The 17,856-nt window shown below is 42.7% G+C and carries 17 protein-coding genes; 9 read left to right on the top strand and 8 right to left on the bottom strand.

Features of this window, described 5'->3' with window-relative positions:
• Positions 1-26: 26 nt before the first annotated feature.
• The 6 genes from JK628_RS11375 to astE all read right to left on the bottom strand — a co-directional run bounded on the left by JK628_RS11375 (position 27) and on the right by astE (position 8,378).
• Positions 27-2,021, bottom strand: a complete 1,995-nt coding sequence (locus JK628_RS11375) for a methyl-accepting chemotaxis protein (protein ID WP_202289572.1) — start codon at positions 2,019-2,021, stop codon at positions 27-29.
• A 185-nt stretch (positions 2,022-2,206) separates the two neighbouring features.
• On the bottom strand, positions 2,207-3,274 hold the full coding sequence (gene nadA / locus JK628_RS11370) for a quinolinate synthase NadA (protein WP_202289571.1): 1,068 nt from the start codon (positions 3,272-3,274) through the stop codon (positions 2,207-2,209).
• Between the two features lie 131 nt (positions 3,275-3,405).
• A complete protein-coding gene (locus tag JK628_RS11365; protein WP_202289570.1) occupies positions 3,406-4,989 on the bottom strand; it encodes a dihydrolipoyllysine-residue acetyltransferase in 1,584 nt (527 codons plus the stop codon).
• Positions 4,990-4,998: 9 nt separating this feature from the next.
• A complete protein-coding gene (locus JK628_RS11360; RefSeq protein ID WP_202289569.1) occupies positions 4,999-5,976 on the bottom strand; it encodes an alpha-ketoacid dehydrogenase subunit beta in 978 nt (325 codons plus the stop codon).
• 3 nt (positions 5,977-5,979) lie between these two features.
• The gene (locus JK628_RS11355) at positions 5,980-7,158 is read right to left on the bottom strand and encodes a thiamine pyrophosphate-dependent dehydrogenase E1 component subunit alpha (protein WP_202289568.1); all 1,179 of its coding nucleotides are present in this window, start codon (positions 7,156-7,158) and stop codon (positions 5,980-5,982) included.
• Between the two features lie 182 nt (positions 7,159-7,340).
• Complete coding sequence (astE, locus tag JK628_RS11350; protein ID WP_202289567.1) at positions 7,341-8,378, bottom strand: succinylglutamate desuccinylase; 1,038 nt, start codon at positions 8,376-8,378, stop codon at positions 7,341-7,343.
• Positions 8,379-8,622: 244 nt separating this feature from the next.
• Between astE and msrA the strand changes: the two genes are divergently transcribed.
• Positions 8,623-9,102, top strand: coding sequence for a peptide-methionine (S)-S-oxide reductase MsrA (gene msrA, locus JK628_RS11345; RefSeq protein WP_202289566.1), 480 nt, complete (start codon positions 8,623-8,625; stop codon positions 9,100-9,102).
• A gap of 56 nt (positions 9,103-9,158) precedes the next feature.
• On the opposite strand, the gene pgm is transcribed toward msrA, so the two are convergent.
• Both pgm and seqA read right to left on the bottom strand, forming a co-directional pair.
• A complete protein-coding gene (pgm, locus tag JK628_RS11340) occupies positions 9,159-10,805 on the bottom strand; it encodes a phosphoglucomutase (alpha-D-glucose-1,6-bisphosphate-dependent) (RefSeq protein ID WP_202289565.1) in 1,647 nt (548 codons plus the stop codon).
• 33 nt (positions 10,806-10,838) lie between these two features.
• On the bottom strand, positions 10,839-11,396 hold the full coding sequence (gene seqA, locus JK628_RS11335; RefSeq protein ID WP_202289564.1) for a replication initiation negative regulator SeqA: 558 nt from the start codon (positions 11,394-11,396) through the stop codon (positions 10,839-10,841).
• A 246-nt stretch (positions 11,397-11,642) separates the two neighbouring features.
• On the opposite strand from seqA, the gene JK628_RS11330 reads away from it, so the two are divergent.
• From JK628_RS11330 to yfbR, 8 genes are all read left to right on the top strand, one after another.
• Entirely contained in the window at positions 11,643-12,401 is a 759-nt protein-coding gene (locus tag JK628_RS11330) for an alpha/beta fold hydrolase (protein ID WP_202289563.1), read from the top strand.
• A gap of 95 nt (positions 12,402-12,496) precedes the next feature.
• Positions 12,497-12,718, top strand: coding sequence for a DUF2788 domain-containing protein (locus JK628_RS11325; RefSeq protein WP_202289562.1), 222 nt, complete (start codon positions 12,497-12,499; stop codon positions 12,716-12,718).
• A 10-nt stretch (positions 12,719-12,728) separates the two neighbouring features.
• Positions 12,729-13,001, top strand: coding sequence for a LexA regulated protein (gene ybfE, locus JK628_RS11320; RefSeq protein WP_202289561.1), 273 nt, complete (start codon positions 12,729-12,731; stop codon positions 12,999-13,001).
• A gap of 53 nt (positions 13,002-13,054) precedes the next feature.
• On the top strand, positions 13,055-13,582 hold the full coding sequence (gene fldA / locus JK628_RS11315; RefSeq protein ID WP_202289560.1) for a flavodoxin FldA: 528 nt from the start codon (positions 13,055-13,057) through the stop codon (positions 13,580-13,582).
• A 91-nt stretch (positions 13,583-13,673) separates the two neighbouring features.
• The gene (earP, locus tag JK628_RS11310) at positions 13,674-14,882 is read left to right on the top strand and encodes an elongation factor P maturation arginine rhamnosyltransferase EarP (protein WP_202289559.1); all 1,209 of its coding nucleotides are present in this window, start codon (positions 13,674-13,676) and stop codon (positions 14,880-14,882) included.
• Between the two features lie 44 nt (positions 14,883-14,926).
• Positions 14,927-15,487, top strand: coding sequence for an elongation factor P (gene efp / locus JK628_RS11305; RefSeq protein ID WP_202289558.1), 561 nt, complete (start codon positions 14,927-14,929; stop codon positions 15,485-15,487).
• Positions 15,488-15,880: 393 nt separating this feature from the next.
• Entirely contained in the window at positions 15,881-17,095 is a 1,215-nt protein-coding gene (locus tag JK628_RS11300) for a pyridoxal phosphate-dependent aminotransferase (protein WP_202289557.1), read from the top strand.
• A gap of 168 nt (positions 17,096-17,263) precedes the next feature.
• A complete protein-coding gene (gene yfbR / locus JK628_RS11295) occupies positions 17,264-17,851 on the top strand; it encodes a 5'-deoxynucleotidase (RefSeq protein WP_202289556.1) in 588 nt (195 codons plus the stop codon).
• Positions 17,852-17,856 lie beyond the last annotated feature (5 nt).

Raw genomic sequence — 17,856 nt, 5'->3', positions numbered from 1 at the left:
AATAGCGGGATCCGTCGCGTTTTTACTCAACTCAACTTAAACTTACTGACCTCTTTAGTAACGTTACTTGAGCCTTTAACTAACTCATTGGTAAGAGATTGAAGCTCATTAGCGATTGAGTGAGTTTGTACATAGATCTCGCTTATCTTCAGTGCGTTTTGGTTAACCTCTTCCGCTACTGCACTTTGCTCATGTGTCGATGCAGCTATCTGTTCGTTCATGCTATCGATAACCCCCACATGTTCAACTATCTTTCTAAGCTCTGCACTGACTTTGTCAGCTTCTTCAACACTTAGACTTGCTTGTTTCGTACCTTGTTCCATCGAACGTACAGCAATACTAGCCCCTGAGCTTAATCGCTCCGTCATAGCCTTAATATCACCGGTTGCACTTTGTGCACGCTGTGCAAGGCTACGTACTTCATCGGCTACGACAGCGAAGCCTCGCCCCATTTCACCGGCTCTGGCAGCTTCGATGGCAGCATTTAGTGCCAATAAGTTAGTTTGCTCTGCAATGCCGCTAATAACATCAGACACAGTCACAATGCCTTGAATATCTAGTTCAAGTGCTTGCAGTGCCTGTGCAGACTTGTTCATATCACTCGCAAGTAAGTTAATAGCAGCACTTGAACGACCAACTTCAGCGTTACCTTCTTGTGCTTCAATGTTAGCCTCTGCAGATGCCTCTGACGCATTTTCGGCATTAATGGCTATTTCCGCAACGGTAGCACTCATCTCCGTCATTGCGGAAGCAACTTGCTCCACTTCACTGTGACCAATTTCGACATCACTTTTTAGCTGTGTGGAATGTTGCTCTAACTTCTCAACAGCTTGAAATAAAACTGTTGAATTGTTAGTAACGTGCGCAATAACCTGTTCAAAGTCAGTCATCATGCCGTTAAATGCTCTGGCTAGGTGACCAAATTCATCATCACTGTTTTGAACTATTCTGACACTAAGATCAAAATTCTCTCGCGCTAAAGTCACTGTTCGCTGGAGATTGGAAACACTTTCATGGATAAATCGCATCACAGAAATGGACAGCAGCAACACCATACCGCCAGCCAGTACCAACACCGCTAAAGTTAGATAGAGGTATCTATTGGCAATGGCTAACCTTAGTTGTGTCTCACTGATTAAATCACTCGATAACTGCTGTTCAAATTGGCTTAACAGTTCTATCCGTTCAGACGCAGTTTTAAACCATGACTCAGGCTTTTGTTGCGCTAGTTGCTGTTTGTTTTGCGCAAAACCGATAGTACGATAAGCATCAACCTCCCTAAATGCGGAGTTTGTCATCAACTGCTGGAAACTCACGTAGCTTTGCGGATCGGTTAACGCCAAGAAACGTTCTTGATAAGCCCCCTGCTCTGACACTAGTGTAATGAAACGGCGATAAACACCTACTTTAAATTGGTCGTTACCAAAGGTTGAGCTTAGTACCGCTCGCTCAATTCCCGCACGCTCTTTTAGCTGCAGAAACGATGCAAATGCGGCGGCCTTAATCGCTATCTGTTGATTAGCGCCATTTCTTGCTGTTAGGTCGACAATACTAAGTAGCTCTTTGTTTAACTCAGTATAAAATTCGACCTCTTCGGCAACACTAATCGTCACCGCCATTACTTGTCTGCGTATATCAGCAATTTCATTGATTAAATTTCTGCTGTTGTTGATCTCAGTTGTAAAAGTAGAAGGCAGCGGCTGGCTGTTAAGGAATAACTCAAAGGAGTTTAAAAGCTTGTCTGTTTTTTTATGTTGGGCGGGTAACTTGCTTTTGAACGCTGAACCATTTGAGCCAATAAAACCGGCGCTCATGCCCCGCTCTTTTTGAATTTCATGAACCAAACTACTATTCTTGACGGCTAGCTGACTCAAAATAAGTACCTGATCGAGCTCTTTCGTTAACTTGTATTGGTCATACGCATACAACCCGCCAAAAATAATGGAGGCCAATAAAGGGGGCGCTATTACAATCACAAATTTCTGCTTTAACGTAAGGTTGCCGATCCAATTCCATTTCATTCGTAAGCCTTATTTATATTTAAATCAATTTGTTGCATAGCATAAACGAAACCAATTTCAGGTAAACAGTTGTTTGATAAAATTACCACAAAAAAAGCCTGCAATTGCAGGCTTATTATACAAGAACACCTAATGAGTGATCTAGATCATCTATTCACTAAATATGTGACAAAGAGTAACGTTAACTATGCGTTACCTTTCACTTTCATATTGAGGTTTTTTGCAAAGTCTAGCATTCTGTCGAGAGGCTTTAATGCATCCAATCTTAATGATTCATCGACGAAGATCTCATGCTGTTGTTGTGCATCCATTTCCAGAGAACTCTCGATAGCCTTTAACCCATTCATGGCCATCCATGGGCAGTGTGCGCAACTTTTACATGTAGCACCATTGCCACCCGTAGGGGCTTCAATTAATGTTTTATTCGGTGCAGCTTGCTGCATCTTATAAAAAATACCTCTGTCAGTGGCAACAATAAACTTATCGTTATCCATTGTTTGAGCAGATTTAATCAGTTGACTTGTTGAGCCGACCGCATCAGCAAGTTCTACGACACTGGCCGGCGACTCAGGGTGAACCAATATCGCGGCAGTCGGATGTAATTTTTTTAACTCCGTTAACGCTTTGGCCTTAAATTCATCATGGACAATACAGTCACCTTGCCACATTAACATCTCGGCGCCGGTCTCTTTGGCGATATAACCACCAAGATGTCGATCGGGGCCCCAAATGATCTTTTTACCTTCACTGTCTAGGTGCTCAACGATTTCTAACGCAATGCTAGAGGTAACGACCCAATCTGCTCTAGCCTTGACCGCTGCAGATGTGTTGGCATAAACAACAACAGTGTGTTCCGGATGGGCATCGCAAAATTCACTGAATGTTTCAATCGGACAACCAATATCAAGCGAACAAGTCGCGTCGAGTGTCGGCATTAGTACTGTTTTATCAGGACTTAGGATCTTGGAGGTTTCCCCCATAAACTTCACGCCTGCAACGATAAGCGTTTTTGCTGGATGATCACGACCAAAACGGGCCATTTCCAGTGAGTCTGAAACACATCCGCCAGTTTCTTCGGCCAATGCTTGAATTTCTGGATCGGTATAATAGTGGGCAACTAGAACGGCGTTACGCTGTTTCAATAACTGTTTAATGCGGTCTTTAGATTGCTCCTTTTCTATGTCAGACAAAGGAAGCGGCTTAGCTGGAAATGGATAATCAATACTTTCGATACTAGGGACAAATGCGCTCATACTACAACCAAAGACAATAACTGATTCGCGGAATTATACGGAATAATTAACCGTTTTAAAACTCTTAAGGGAAATGCAGTTACAAAAAAGGTGCTTTATTAAGCACCTTTTTTTATCTTGTAATGCAATGTTTACTGCATTGCAAGCAACATCTCTTGTGGTTGCTCTAAGTATAGCTTCCATAAGTTACAGAAGCGCGCAATAGTACCGCCATCGATCACACGGTGATCGCCAGACCAGCTCACTTGCATAATCTTACGAGCCTCAACTTCGCCGGCAGCATTAAATCTAGGTAACACTTGGAGTTTACCCAGTGCCACAATGGCGACTTCTGGCTTATTGATGATAGGCGTTGCAACCGTCCCACCCAATGCACCGATATTTGAAATTGAGATACTGCCGCCTTTAAGATCAGCGGGAGAAACTCTACCGCTACGCGCGGCAGTGGTTAAACGAGTGATCTCTGCAGCCACTTGTAAAATCGTTTTATTTTGCACATCTTTCACGTTCGGCACCAGCAAACCAACTTTAGAATCAACCGCCATCCCGATGTTATGGCTCGATAACAATGTTTGCTCAGTACAGTCGGCATTGACACGACTATTCATGTCAGGAAATTGAGCTAGTGCTAAGGACATCGATTTCATAAAGAAAGGCATCATAGTGAGTTTTAGCTCATCAGTTGAATACTTTTTCTTCATGCTCTCACGCAGTGCAACGAGTTCAGTTAAGTCAAACTCTTCACAATAGGTAAAATGTGGGATAGTAGATACTGATTCAGTCATCATTCTAGCCATTACCGCGCGAACGCCTTTAATCGGTTCGATGCGATCGCCAGTAGCAATAGCCTGTGTGTCTGAAACATTGCCACTCGCAGGTGCCGTTACCGATGGTACGTTAATACTTGTAGAGACTGCTGGAGATTGATGGCGCTCAATATCTTCTTTAAATACACGGCCATTTTTGCCAGTGCCTTTAACTGTCGATATATCTATGTCTAATACACGTGCCATGCGGCGCACCGCAGGGCTTGCTAACGCTTTACCTTGCGAAGCAGGTGCTGCACTTTCACTCATTACAGTGTTTGCTACAGGCTCTACTTGTGTATTTACAGTCGTCGTTGTTGCTACTGGAGTTTCCGCGGCAACTTCAATAGCAAATAGCGGTGCATGTACCTGGGCTAGTTGCCCTTTACGATAATGTAGTTTGGCAATTTTACCATTTTTGATTGCGGGAATTTGCACCAGTGCTTTGTCTGTCATGACATCAGCAATGGGTTGATCTTCTACCACAGTATCGCCTTCGCTAACCAGCCACTCTACCAGTTCACACTCCACAATACCTTCGCCAATATCAGGCAGCAAAAACTCTTCAATAGTGACGTTGGCTGTCGTGGTGTCGTTTTGACTCTGATTACTGCTGACAGTTTCTGCAACAGCAAGTTCAGTGATGACTGCCGCTTGAGCTCCCCCTTCATCAATAACATCAACGGCGTATAGAGGAGCATGCACTTTAGCAATTTCACCTTTGGCATAATACAACTTAGCGATAGTTCCTGGATAAGGCGCTGGGATTTGCACTAATGCTTTGTCTGTCATCACATCGGCAATTGGCTGATCTTCAGTGACAACATCACCTTCCTTCACTAACCATTCAACCAGCTCGCATTCAACAACGCCTTCACCGATATCCGGCAGGATAAACTCTTTAATCATGGCGAGCTCCTAAAATTTTACCGATGCTTTAATGGCTTCAAATGTTTTTAAAGCATCAGGCATATATTCTTTTTCATGGATAAGTGGATAAGGAGTATCCAAACCACAAACGCGAGCAATAGGTGATTCTAGGTATAAGAAGCACTCTTCCTGGATTGTTGCCGCTATTTCCCCCGCAAAACCACCGGTTAACGGTGCTTCGTGGTTGATCAGTAATCTGCCGGTTTTCTTAACCGAAGCAGCAACAGTGTCAACATCCCAAGGAGACAAGGTACGCAGATCAATAACCTCACATGAAATACCTTTTTTTGCTGCCATATCCGCTGCACTCTCTAGTATCTCCATCTGAGCGCCCCAGCCTAACAACGTAATGTCTGTGCCTTGACGAACGACTTCTGCTTTACCTAATTCGATGACAAAGTCACCGTCTCTAACTTCGCCAACAGATGCACGGTAAAGACGTTTAGGCTCAAAGAAAATAACCGGGTTTTTATCTCTGATTGACGCAATCAACAAGCCTTTCGCTTGTTCAGGATTACGCGGTATAACCACTTTAAGGCCTGGCGTTTGGGTAAAATAGGCTTCTGGTGATTGTGAATGATAATGACCACCCGCAATACCACCACCATAAGGCGTTCTAAACGTTAAACCACCGACGTCAAACTCATTACCACTGCGGTAACGGAACTTGGCGCTTTCATTAACGATCTGATCGATGGCTGGAAAGATATAATCGGCAAATTGGATCTCAGCAACAGCTGTCATGCCATTTGAGGCAAGTCCGTTGGCAAAACCTGCAATGCCCTGCTCTGTTAGCGGAGTATTGAAGCAACGATCACGGCCAAATTTTTCTTGTAGCCCTGATGTTGCTCGAAAAACGCCGCCAAAATGGCCAACATCTTCACCAAAAACCATCATTTTTTTATCAGCTTCCATTTCCGAGCTCAGGGCTTCGTTAATGGCTTGCAACATATTCATCTCTGCCACAGCTTATATTCTCCCTGCGCTTTTTGGATAGGCTTCTGGATACTTCTTGATATGTGTTTTTAAATCGGCCAGCTGTTTTTCTAATATGGGGGTTGGCTTGTCATACACGTCTTGGATGAGTTCATCTAAATGCGGTAACGGGATCTTCTCTGCAACTTTAAGTTCAGCTAGGACCTCTTCACGGTATTTAACATAAAGTTCGGCATCTTCTTTCTCATTCAGCCAGCCTTTGTTAATCATCCACAATTTGAATCGTTTTACTGGATCGTGCTGTTGCCATTTTGCTTCTTCATCTTTTGAGCGATAACCGGATGGATCATCTGATGATGAGTGAGCACCAAGACGATAGGTCATCGCTTCAATCAGTACAGGCTTATTATTATCTAGTGCATAGGCACGAGCCTGCTGCGTTGCGGCCAATACCGCCAGCATGTCATTACCATCAACACGAATAGTATGCATACCGTAACCCGGGCCGCGACTTGCAATACCGTTACCAGAAAACTGCTCTTCAGTTGGCGTGGAAATAGCGTAACCATTATTACGGCAGAAGAATATTACAGGAGAATTTAATACCGCAGCCATATTGAGGCCGGCATGGAAGTCACCTTCTGATGCAGCACCTTCGCCAAAGTAACAAATAGCGATGTTACGCTTTTTTTGCATCTTCAAGCTATACGCAACGCCAGTCGCTTGAGGAATTTGGGTTGCTAGCGGTGATGATATGGTCTGATAGTTTAATGCTTGGCTACCGTAATGGATTGGCATTTGACGGCCTTTGCCTAAATCTTTTTCATTACTGAACATTTGGTTCATAAACTGTTCAGTGGTAAAGCCTCGGTAACGAATAGCGGCATGCTCACGGTACTGGGCTAAAATAACATCGCCGTCATCAAGTGCAGCCGTGCTGCCGACGATAGACGCCTCTTCACCGGTACAGGTCATATAAAAACTGATACGACCTTGACGCTGCGCTCCCAACATACGCTCGTCTAATACTCGGGTAAACACACAAGTATCGTGGATTTTCTTAGCCAGCGCTTCATCTATAACGGGTAATACCGCACTTTCGTAAGTAGTGCCATCAGCTTGTAATACTTTAAGGATGGGGATCGCGATAGAGTTTTTATCTAAAAAACTCACACGATGGACAGTCTCAGCATTTGTTTTTGCGTTGCTCATAATGTGCTCTTGTTATTTATGATGCTTCCAAATGTCAAAAGAAGCATCTATCTATTCTAATACGCGGGAAGAACATTACGTTAACGTAAACTAACTCTCAATACTTCCCATCATTCAAAAGACAACTAAGCGCCTCTATGCATGTATATATTGGTTTACATGCAAAATTATTCAGTTTGAATTTAGTCCAAATTACTATCATCTGCCGTCTTTAACATCAGCACTGTTCGTTGACCGATAGGCACTTTGGCATTTGGAAAAACAATCGATTCAAACTCATGTTCAATTTTAACGGCTTTACCGCCCTCTTGCGCCAGAGTGTAACCTTTTGGAAATGCAGTGAAGTTTTCAACATCGTTAGTAAAATTAAATTCAAAATCGTCAAAGTGTTTATTCACGGAGCGGCATACTTGATAAAGATTAAGACGTTTAAGATCAAATTTCGGCAGTTGTAAATTGCGACCTGACATCAATAGCGTCAACATCTCCTTCAAGGCGATAAAACGTGTCATGTCATTTTGCCCCATAGGGAATACTTTGCCCAATTCTATGGTGAAGGCATCCGCGCGATAGTTCTCTGACGAAAAATAGCTAAAAGTTGTCGTCGGTTCATGATGGAATAAAATGGTGTTTACACCGCAAGACTCGAGGAACATGATCTGCTCTCGGCTGTATTTACGACCCGGACGATAGGGATAAATCGCAAATTTTTCGTGTTTGGATCCGCGAATAGCCGTATGTAAATCATAATGAATGCGTTGTCTTTGCCCTGACTGAGAGGCATAAAACCTATCGACGTATTGTTCTAGTTTATGTGCTCTAACGCGCTCAGGATTACACAGACCATCACCACGAGAATGCGCACCATTAAATAGCCGATTCAGATTCTCATCAATAAATCGAGTGCCATTATGAATCGCGGCGGGGTTACCGATTAAGAACATCACCCGATGCTGCAATTTTAACTCTTCTGATAGAATTTGCGTTATGAGTGAATTACACAGCTCTATAGGTGCGGTTTCATTGCCGTGTACAGCACAAGACAACACAATATCTTTACTGTGCTTAGATTGCATAGGCTCAAAGACAATAACGCCAGTATCCCAGACTTCAACATGAGTGTGCGAACCTAAATCAAATTCAAAACTCTCTGGAAGATACTGTGGATGCGCCAAAGTTAGCGCTAGAAAATCCTTGGACTGCTTCAATTCGTGAAACACAAACAACTCCTTATTATCCTTGTCAGTTCGCTCAGTGGTAGCCTGTATGCCTTACAGAATCTATCCCCATTGGCGATATTGCACTGAATACTAGCATAAAACACAGTCTCTTAAGCCAACGAATTTAACCGCTTAGTTCAACAAATAATCAGCTAGCCAAAATTGTACTTGCAATGATTAAAAAGATAAAACACAATGAGGCCATCTAGCCATCCAAACGGCTAACAAATATAAAGGAGTCAACATGGCTTACGCTACATTCGGTGCTGGTTGTTTTTGGGGTGTTGAGTATTTTTTCAAACAAGTTGACGGCGTAACCGACTGTACGTGTGGCTACATGGGTGGCGATGACCAATACTCTTCTTATTCTGAAGTCAAAGCTGGCACGACTGGCCATGCAGAAGTCGTCCTCGTTGAGTTTGACCCAAACAAAGTATCTTATGAATTGTTGCTCGATATTTTTTGGTCGAATCATAATCCTACGACGCTCAATCGCCAAGGGGAAGATACAGGCAGCCAATATAGAAGCAGTGTATTTTTCCATGATGCCAGCCAACAAACCCAAGCGATAAGCGCAAAGCGTGCGCTAATAGAAAGTAGCAAGTGGGGAGATAAGCAGATAGTGACTGAAATAGTCCCAACGCAAAAGTTTCATGAGGCCGAAGCTTATCATCAAGATTACTTGGCTAAGAATAACTTACCTAGCTGTCACATCAGCTTCTAAATATTGCTATAAAAAAGGCGCTGTTGCGCGCCTTTATGGGTGTTAACGGTGAAACTTTAGTTCGCTAATGCTTGCTCGACAATGACTTCAGCATCTTTGAGCAATTGTTGTAAGTGTTCTTGGCTGATGAAACTCTCACCATAAAGCTTAAACAGTGCTTCAGTCCCTGATGGACGCGCCGCAAACCAACCATTGTCGGTTGCGACTTTTATGCCCCCTATTGCAGCTCCATTACCCGGAGCATGTGTGAGCTTCTGAATTATCACATCGTTCGCCAGTGTCTTCGCTGATATTGAATCCACTGTTATTTCAGCAAACTTAGCTTTGTTTTCTAAGCTAATGGGGCTGTCAATGCGCTGGTAATAACTCTGACCAAATTCCTGTTCTAGCTCCAGATAGCGCTGTTGCGGTGTTTTTCCGGTAACAGCTAAGATCTCTGCGGCTAACAAACACAAGATAAAGCCATCTTTATCAGTACACCAAGTACTACCATCGAGCCTTAGAAAGGCCGCTCCTGCGCTTTCCTCTCCGCCAAAGGCAAACGTACTATTGGCCAGACCATCGACAAACCATTTAAAGCCGACAGGTACTTCAGACATGCGTTTATCATGCATAGCACAGACTTTATCTATCATCGCACTTGAGACTAATGTTTTACCGATGACCATGCTATTGGTCCAATTGGGGCGATGAGTCACAAGGTAATCGATTGCAACGGCGAGAAAATGGTTTGGATTCATCAAACCACTGCCAGGACATACTATACCGTGTCGATCAAAATCAGGATCATTAGCAAAACATAGATCATACTGCTCTTTATGCGCCAGTAGACCCGCCATAGCATAAGGAGAGGAGCAATCCATTCTGATCTTGCCATCTTTATCCAATGGCATGAAACTAAAGCTCGGGTCGACCTTGTTGTTGACTATTGTAATGTCAAAACCATATCTGTCCGCAATTGGCTGCCAGTAATGAATACCGGAGCCACCAAGAGGATCTATGCCTAAATGCAGTTTCGCATCGGCAATGGCCGACATATTAATAACGCTTGCAAGATCGTTTACATAGGGCGTGATCAAATCTTCAGCAATGACGTAATCTGTTTGCAACGCTTTATTGTAATCAATCCGTTTAACGCCCACTAAGTCTTGTTCTAAATAGTGATTTGCTCTATTTTGGATCCAGTTGGTGATATCCCCTTCAGCAGGTCCGCCATGAGGAGGATTGTATTTAATTCCACCATCTTGAGGGGGATTATGTGAAGGCGTTACGATGAGACCATCGACCAAACCTTTATCACCCAGCTGTTTATTAGCACAGACGATAGCGTGGGAGACAACTGGTGTAGGAGTAAAACCGTCATTTTTATGAACTGCCACAGTCACTTTGTTTGCGACTAAAACCTCAATAACTGATATGGCAGCGGGTTGTGATAGCGCATGGGTATCAATACCTAATATAAGCTTGCCTGTTATTGCAGCTTCGATACGATAATCTGCTACCGCTTGAGAAATCGCTAAAATGTGGGCTTCGTTAAAACTGCGCTTAATAGCACTACCACGATGACCCGATGTGCCAAAGGTGACCTGTTGTGTCACCTCTTTGACATTAGGGCTTAACCGATAGTACAAACTTACCAATTTAGATATATTGACCAAATCCCTTTGTTCAGCAATCAGTCCCGCTCTTTCATGAATAGCCAAAAACTAGCTCCTTTAGTTAACGTATAACCGCTATTATACTTTGTCAGTGATGGCGACAACTTGCTCATCGTCGGTACCAAATTGGGTTAATACTTCAGACAAAATAGTGCGTTTCTTAGCGGTGTTATTGTTGGTAGTCACCCAAAAGCCACTATTGCCAATCTCTTTTGGATTAGCAGACTTACTTGCTTTAAGTAACGCTTCCTTTGACGTCGCAAAATACAATCTATCACGCCCTTGGATCTGCAGTACTTGTTCAAATTGACTATTGGATGACTGATATACAGTGTCCAGAATAAACAGAAATCGACCGACGGCACCTTTTTGTGCAGCTAACTGCTCTGCATCAATTAACTCGATAAAATTAGCAAGAGTATTATTTTCAACCACGCTTGCTTCATTAACGACTTCTACGGCGTTATCGTCACTTTCTAAACTTGGGTGACTGATCGTTTCAGGTTGAGCTTGAGCAACGGCATCAACACGTAGGCCTAATATTCGACGTAAAATATCTGAAGCACTTTCACCAATCTGTTCTGTTTTGCTGGCTATGTGACGATAAAGTTCTTCATCAACCTCGATATATTTCATAACGGTTATCTTCCTTACGTAGAAAACGTGGATTGGTGTTATATATTGCTCCCAGTGTAGCGAGGTTTAGAGCCTTGATAAAGCGCCAATAATTGAAAACTGCGATCCAAATAAGAAAGTAAGGCTAGTTAACTAACTAAGCGGTTAATAATGCGCCAAAGAGGTGACATTTTTATGACCTTACTTGGATTATAAACAGGATACAGGCACAATCTTGCACCAATTGATCTTTTAGGCGAGCATAAAATGCACTATACGACCCATGGCAGCGGACCTGTTGTCATTCTAATCCACGGGCTATTTGGCGATCTCGATAACCTAAAGTCTCTTGGGAAAGCCTTAGAAGATTGTTTTACTGTGGTACGAGTCGATGTCGCCAACCATGGCAGTAGCAAACATGTCTCTTCGATGACCTACCCTTCATTAGCAGATGACGTAAAACAGTTACTCAACACACTCAACATAACCGATGCCATAATCGTCGGACATTCGATGGGCGGCAAAATTGCCATGGCAACCGCCCTCATCTATCCAGAATGTGTCAGTAAACTGGTTATTGCCGATATTGCCCCTGTTGCATACAGTAGTCGTCATGACAAAGTCTTTAATGCGCTCGAAACAATGCCATTAAGATCAATTGACGGTAGACGTGATGCACTTACGCATATGCAGAGTCTAGATATTGATGACGGTACAGCGATGTTCTTGATTAAGTCACTTAAACGAACTGATATTGGCTTTGAATGGAAGATGAATCTAACAGGGCTAAAGCAAAGCTATGATGACATCATCAGTTGGCCAAAATTTACCACTAAATATACTGGGCCATGTTTATTGATCCGTGGCGGCGACTCAGACTACGTCACATCAGCCCATCGAAGCGCTATAATTGAGCTATTCCCAGCAATAAAAGGGAAGACTATCGAGGGTACTGGCCATTGGCTTCATGCTCAAAAAGCAAACGTTTTTAACCGTGTAGTAAAAGATTTCCTTATCAGTAATTGACTTAGATTTACGACTAATATGATGTAAAGCGTATAGCCGCTTTAAAACTTATATGGTATATTCGCGCCACTTTTTTTGGCCAGAAGGAATGGTAGATGTTGATGCAGCATATGGAGCAGATTGAAGCCTTAGGCTTAAACCTGTTTTTTGCAGCCATTTTCTTTTTTATTGGTATGGCCATTCACGATGTACTAAAGCAGGGCCAAGTGCCTAAGTTTGGTCGATATATTGTGTGGTTAGTTTTATTTCTCGGCTGTGCCGGGTTTATCGCAAAAGGGATTATACAGATGACCTGGGAAGGTTCAGGCATCGGTTAAATTAGAATCAATGGCAAAAGAAACATCAGATAGAACCACCATTGATCTGTTCGCAACAGAAAAACGACGTGGTCGTCCTCGTAGCAATCCATTGCCACGGGACCAGCAGCTAAAAATTAATAAAAGAAATCAGATCCAACGCGACCGAGCGAACGGATTAAAGCGAATAGAGTTAAAGGTGTCACAAGATTTGTATGACGCCTTGAATGAACAGGCAATGGCCAGTAATATCAGCCGCAGTCAGTTAATTGAATTAATACTGCAAAAGCAAGTGAATGATTAGACGTTTTTGCAGCACGCATACCTTAAAGTGAACTAGATATTAAAGGAACAACAATGGCTACAGTAGGTCTTTTTTTCGGGTCTGATACAGGCAACACCGAAGCCGTCGCCAAAATGATCCAGAAAAAGCTGGGTAAAAAAATGGTTGAGGTGAAAGATATCGCCAAAAGTACCAAAGAACAGATTGCAGAGTATGATCTGCTTCTTTTCGGGATCCCAACTTGGTATTACGGTGAAGCGCAGTGTGATTGGGATGATTTTTTCCCTGATCTAGAGCAAGTAAACTTTGAAGATAAGTTAGTCGCCATTTTTGGTTGTGGTGACCAAGAGGATTACGCTGAGTATTTCCTTGATGCCATGGGCATGGTTAACGAAATCGTTGAAGGTCGTGGCGGCATTGTTATTGGCCACTGGCCAACTGCAGGCTACGATTTTGAAGCATCAAAAGGCTTAGTTGATGACAAGCACTTTGTAGGACTGGGTATTGACGAAGACCGTCAACCAGAACTCACCGAAGAACGTGTTGACGCATGGGTTAAGCAGATCTATGAAGAGATGTGTTTAGCTGAACTAGAAGATTAACAAACGCGCTTGTTTGTTCATCTCTAATACAAAAAACGGCATTTATGCCGTTTTTTGTATTTAAAGACAAAATTACAAATGGTGTAAAGCATTGACTCATTGCGCTGTAAAGCCACTACAAACGACAAATCACTGGGATATATTTTGCTGTGTGGTCGATAACTATGGTGACATCGGAGTCACTTGGAGACTTGCGAAGCAACTGACAGATGAATACCAATTTAATATCACCTTATGGGTAGATGACCTAGAAAGCTTCCGTCATATTTTGCCGCAATTGGACCCAAGTCTAAATAGTCAGCAACATAACGGTGTCCAGATAAACCTCTGGGCAGAGCCATTACCAGTACGCTACCGCGCAGCAGACGTCGTCATCGAAGCATTCGCCTGTGATCTGCCTAACAGCGTTGTGGAAGCAATGCATGCGCAGCATCAGGTCCATAAGCAAGATGAAAGCGCTCCAGCTGCCCCTGTGTGGTTAAATTTAGAGTACTTAAGCGCAGAATCTTGGGTTGAAGGTTGTCATGGCCTCCCCTCAATGCAAAATAATGGTCTTAAAAAACACTTTTACTTCCCTGGTTTTACGTCTCAAACAGGTGGCTTAATTTGCGAAAAAGACACACTAGACAGGCGAACTGTGTGGCAGTCTAATCGTAAAAATCGTCGTGAGTTGTTCAGTAAGCTTGGCCTTAGCAATATTGATGATAACGATACAGTGGTCAGTGTTTTCAGTTACGAGACAGCTTCCTTACTTGGTTTATGCCAATTATGGATGCAGTCAAATAAGCGGATCCATGCGCTTATCCCCAAAGGCCGCAGTTTAAACAGCCTGAAAACCATATTGCCTTGTTCTATACCTGAACTGAGTGCTGGTCAGCAGATTGTGCACGGCAATCTTACGCTTCATATTCTACCGATGACCGATCAGCAAGGTTACGATCAGCTGCTGTGGAGTTGTGACGTTAATATTGTTCGCGGTGAAGACTCATTTTTACGTGCCCAATGGGCCGCTAAACCGTTTATTTGGCATATTTATCCTCAAGACGAAGATTATCATCTTGAAAAATTAGCCGCATTTCTGCAATGCTATTGTGATAATCTCAGCCCACAAGCGAGTAAAAGCTATCGTGCACTCAATATTGCTTTTAATACAGAGCAAGCAGGAGCTACGGCTGAAGAGTGGGGAAAACTCGATTTTATCAAGCCAGAGATGTCACTTCACGCACAACAATGGCCAATTAGCATATTAAATGATGCAGATCTTGCTTCTCGACTAGTTCAATTCGTCAAAAATAGCTAAGATACTGCGTTGAAATAGAAAAACCAAAAATAGGAAATAGTGTAATGAAAACTGCTCATGAAATCCGTCCTGGTAACGTGATCATGTTAGATGGCAGCCCGTGGGTTGTACTAAAGACTGAAACAACTCGATCTGGCCGTAATGCTGCTATCGTAAAGTTAAAGCTTAAAAACGTTTTACTTGATTCTACAACTGAAACAACGTTTAAAGGCGATGATAAGTTAGATGACATCATTCTTGAGCGTCTTGACTGTACTTACTCATACTATGCCGATCCTATGTATGTATTCATGGATGCTGAATACAACCAGTATGACGTAGAAGCAGAAAACCTAGGTGACGCTGCGGCGTACATTGTTGACGGTATAGAAGATATCTGCCAAGTCACTTTCTATGAAGAGAAAGCCATCTCGGTAGAGCTACCTATTACAGTAACTCGTGAAGTGACCTATACCGAGCCTTCAGCTCGTGGCGATACTTCAGGTAAAGTGATGAAACCTGCTACCATCGCTGGTGGTAGCACATTGAGCGTTGCTGATTTCGTTAAGACTGGCGATATGATCGAAATTGATACTCGCACTAACGAATTTAAGAAGCGCGTTTAACCTTTCATCGTTTCTAAAAAAGCCAACCTAATAAGGTTGGCTTTTTTATTGCCTTAAACCGCAATGAATCACTACATAATTCAGCTTTAATCCCTTATTAAATACGTTTTATATGACTTACTGAGCAACGAGTGAATCAATTAGCCTTTTATTGATTTTGATCAACTAGCGAATAACCTAGTGAACTACAAGCCGCAGCAGTCACATACGCCAACTGCGACAGCTTATGTAGCATATAACGTCACCAATACTTATTAGCCTATGCCGGAACGATAGATCTGACCAATAAATTGAAAATTAAGGGCTATCTTTGTCATTTATTTTTAGCTATTGTTCACTCAACTAACGTCTTAACTACAATAGACTCATTTTTAAAGCATTTTCGAGGTTTAGATGCGGCCAATTATTAAATCCACCAAATTGGACTCTGTTTGCTACGATATTCGTGGTCCTGTTCATAAAGAAGCGCGAAGACTAGAGGATGAAGGTCATAGGATCTTAAAACTCAACATCGGTAATCCCGCTCCTTTTGGGTTTGAAGCGCCAGAAGAGATCGTACGCGATGTTATTTTAAACCTACCAAGTGCTCAGGGTTACTGTGAGTCTAAAGGACTATTTTCGGCCCGAAAAGCCATTGTTCAACACTACCAATCACAAGGGATCTTTGGGGTAGATATAGAAGATATCTACATTGGTAATGGTGTGTCAGAACTCATCGTAATGGCAATGCAGGGGTTACTCAACAGTGATGATGAGGTGCTTATCCCCTCACCCGATTATCCGCTATGGACAGCAGCTGTACATCTGTCGGGAGGCAAAGCTCAGCATTATCGCTGTGATGAACAGTCTGAGTGGTTTCCTGATATTGATGACATAAAAAGCAAAATCACCCCACGTACACGCGGGATTGTGCTTATTAACCCCAATAACCCGACTGGCGCGGTATATTCCAAAGAACTCATTCTTGAAGTCATCGAGTTGTGTCGACAGCACGATATGATCCTATTTAGCGATGAGATCTATGACAAAATCCTGTATGACGACGCTAAGCATATTCCATCAGCAAGCCTGTCGAATGATATTTTAACCGTCACCTTTAATGGACTGTCAAAGGTTTATAGAGCGGCGGGATTCCGTGTTGGCTGGATGATGCTTACTGGCAACTTAAAGTCTGCCAAAAGTTATATAGAGGGCTTAGATATGCTGGCATCTATGCGGCTGTGCGCTAATGTTCCCAATCAACATGCAATTCAAACCGCGTTAGGCGGTTATCAAAGCATACAGGAACTGGTACAACCTGGCGGCCGACTGTGCATTCAAAGAGATACCTGTGTTGAGATGCTAAATCAGATCCCTGGTATCAGTGTGGTTAAGCCCAAAGGTGCGTTATATGCTTTTGCAAAGCTAGATCAGAAAAAGTTTAATTTACGCGACGACGAACGCCTAGTGCTGGATCTGTTAAAAGAGAAGAAGATACTTTTAGTGCAAGGGACTGCGTTTAACTGGCCAGAGCCTGATCATTTTAGGGTCGTCTTTTTACCTTATAAAGATGAGCTAACCAAAGCACTGGCTGAAGTCGGCGAATTCTTAGACGGATACAAGCAATAACTTCACTACATTTGATAATAATGTTTTAAGCGATGTAGATGGGAGATGGATTCGAAATTCACCTTGAAAGCAGATCGCACTAAACAAATGTAAAACGACCTACGGGTCGTTTTTTAATGTTTAGATTATGGTAATCTCAATGAGCCCTCTCTTGGTGTAAGGAATGTAATGAGTCACTTATTCGCCCATTTAGCTAGAATGAAATTAATTCAACGCTGGCCGCTAATGTATAATGTTAGAACAGAGAATGTTCAAGAGCACTCTCTACAAGTCGCTATGGTTGCGCACTCCCTCGCCATAATTAGCAACAAAAAATTTGATGGCAACTTCGACCCTAACCGAGCAGCGACAATAGCTATATACCATGATGCCAGCGAGATCCTCACCGGCGATCTCCCCACTCCAGTAAAGTATTTCAATAAAGAGATTGAAGCTGAGTATAAAAAAATTGAGGCCATTGCTGAGCATCGGTTGCTTGAAATGGTACCTGAAGAGTTCAAAGAGGATTATCGGGCTTTGCTTACAAGTGAGTACGCCGACCCACAATACAAGGCGCTGGTAAAGGCTGCAGACACACTTTGTGCTTATTTAAAGTGCTTAGAAGAGCGTCGTGCTGGTAACACTGAGTTTAATACTGCACAAAAACGTTTAGAGCAAAGTCTTAAAGATAATCCTAATCCAGCCGTAAACTATTTTATAGAGTGTTTTATTCCAAGCTTTACGCTTGATCTCGATGATATTAATAAATTGCTTTAGTAACG

Origin of the sequence: Shewanella sp. KX20019, from assembly GCF_016757755.1 — a bacterium.
Classification (GTDB): Bacteria; Pseudomonadota; Gammaproteobacteria; order Enterobacterales; family Shewanellaceae; genus Shewanella.
This window is presented reverse-complemented; position numbering and strand designations above follow the sequence as displayed.